The organism is Bacillus sp. LR--39 (assembly GCF_053613335.1).
This window is the reverse complement of record NZ_JBSIOT010000086.1, coordinates 1-1,774: the sequence shown is the minus strand read 5'-3', so window position 1 is coordinate 1,774 and position 1,774 is coordinate 1. Positions and strand designations below refer to the sequence as shown.

The 1,774-nt window shown below is 42.8% G+C and carries 2 protein-coding genes and 1 pseudogene; 1 reads left to right on the top strand and 2 read right to left on the bottom strand.

What is annotated here, in order from left to right:
* Together psdS and psdR are read right to left on the bottom strand one after the other, a co-directional pair.
* Positions 1-855, bottom strand: an 855-nt coding sequence (gene psdS / locus ACWHAR_RS20530) for a two-component sensor histidine kinase PsdS (protein WP_452087667.1), incomplete at its 3' end; no start/stop codon positions are given.
* The gene (psdR, locus tag ACWHAR_RS20525; protein ID WP_452087666.1) at positions 849-1,562 is read right to left on the bottom strand and encodes a two-component system response regulator PsdR; all 714 of its coding nucleotides are present in this window, start codon (positions 1,560-1,562) and stop codon (positions 849-851) included. The genes psdS and psdR, both read right to left, overlap by 7 nt.
* A gap of 146 nt (positions 1,563-1,708) precedes the next feature.
* On the opposite strand from psdR, the pseudogene ACWHAR_RS20520 reads away from it, so the two are divergent.
* Positions 1,709-1,774: pseudogene (locus ACWHAR_RS20520) on the top strand (hypothetical protein); the annotation flags it as partial.

The following is a 1,774-nucleotide window of genomic DNA, read 5'->3' as shown; positions in this document are numbered from 1 at the left end:
GCCGATTCCTTCGTCGGGAACCGACAATCGCGTCTCATGTCCCTGTGTTTCAATCCGGATTGTAATAGGGTCTCCCACACCTTGCTTGGAATATTTTAAGGCGTTGAAAAGGATTTGCTCAACAACAAAGGAAAGCCACTTTTGATCACTGGAAATCTGAACGGCATTTGGCGGCACATGTAATGTTGGAAAAAGGCGCCGCTTGATAAACTGACGTTTTTCCTGATTGATCAGTGAACGAACCATTTCTGCCAAATCAAAGGTTTGCGGCTTTACATCAAATGCAAATTCCTCCAGCCGGGCCGTTTGCAGCATCATCTCAAGACCGTGGCGAAATCTCTCATTCTCATCCTCCAGCTCCTCTAAAAACGTCGAAAAAGAGGATGAGGTTCCGTTTTTTCCTTCCTGAATCATTAAGGATATGACGGATACCGGTGTTTTCATATGGTGGACCCATTGGTTGGTGAAGGTATAATGCTGTTTTTGCTGATTGATATATTGTGAGAGCCTGCTTTCGTATTGCTGCCCGAGTGCGTTGATCATTTTCGTCCAAAGCGCTTGCTCTCCTGTTCTTGGCTTTCTGGCTTTCAAAGACTGTCCGATGTCATTCGAAGAAGAGGCTTGTTCTGCAAGCTTTTTAACATATGTGAGAAAGGAAAATTGCCGAACATAATCAGCAGCAAAACCTGCGGCTAAAAGAGTACCGGGCAAAATCCATATGTACATCATATTTTCTTTGGAAGGTTCTGCGCCGCTCTCTACAATGCTTAAATACGCAATCAGCATGGCGGACCCTATCCCTAATAATGAAAATAGAATAATGGCTAAGCGGTCGATGAGATAAGTCTTTAACATTCCGCTTCATCCTTCCGATTGACTTGAAATTGATAACCTTGTCCTCTGATTGTGGAAATGCAATCTGTCAGTCCTGCATTCTCCAGTTTTCTCCGCAGCCGATTGACATTGACCGTTAACGTATTGTCATCGACAAAATCAACGTCATCCCATAACGCCTCCAATAGTTCATCACGAGAGACAATTTTTTTATGCTCCCTCACAAAAATCGAGAGAAGCAGGAATTCTTTTTGGGAAAACAAAATCCGGACGCTGTTCCATTCGGCCTCATTCTGATCAGGATAAATCGTCAGCCCGCCAAGCTCCACTATTCTAGATTCCTGCGGCAAAGAGGGCGAATATTCACCATATGTGCGGCGCAGGACGCTTTTGATTTTGGCCATCACTACCTCTAGATGGAACGGCTTTGTGATATAATCATCGCCGCCATTTTCAATCGCCATTACCTGATTCAGCTCATCGGTCCGTGCCGATATAAAGATAATCGGCGCATTGGAAATGGTACGGATTTGCCTGCACCAATAAAACCCGTCAAAAAAAGGCAGGTTGATATCAAGGAGCACAAGATCAGGCTTCATTTCTGCAAATTCCAATTTTATATCATTCAGCTGTTCAGCAATTTTCACTTCATATCCGTATTTTTGAAGATGACCGCCCAGCAAAGAAGCAATCCGCTCATCATCTTCCACAAGCAAAATCCGATACACGTTGATCCCCCTTATATGTACATCACGATGATTTTTCTAGAAGATTCCAAAATTATTATAGCATGTGTGGAATAGTAAATCGGACTTTTTCTTTTTGTTATAATAGAATGACAAAGGTAAAATTTTCATAATAGGCAGGTGTCGTGATGAAGAAAATCATGCTGTTTCTGGCAATGACGTCAATTCTTTCAGCATGTCAGCCCAACTATACC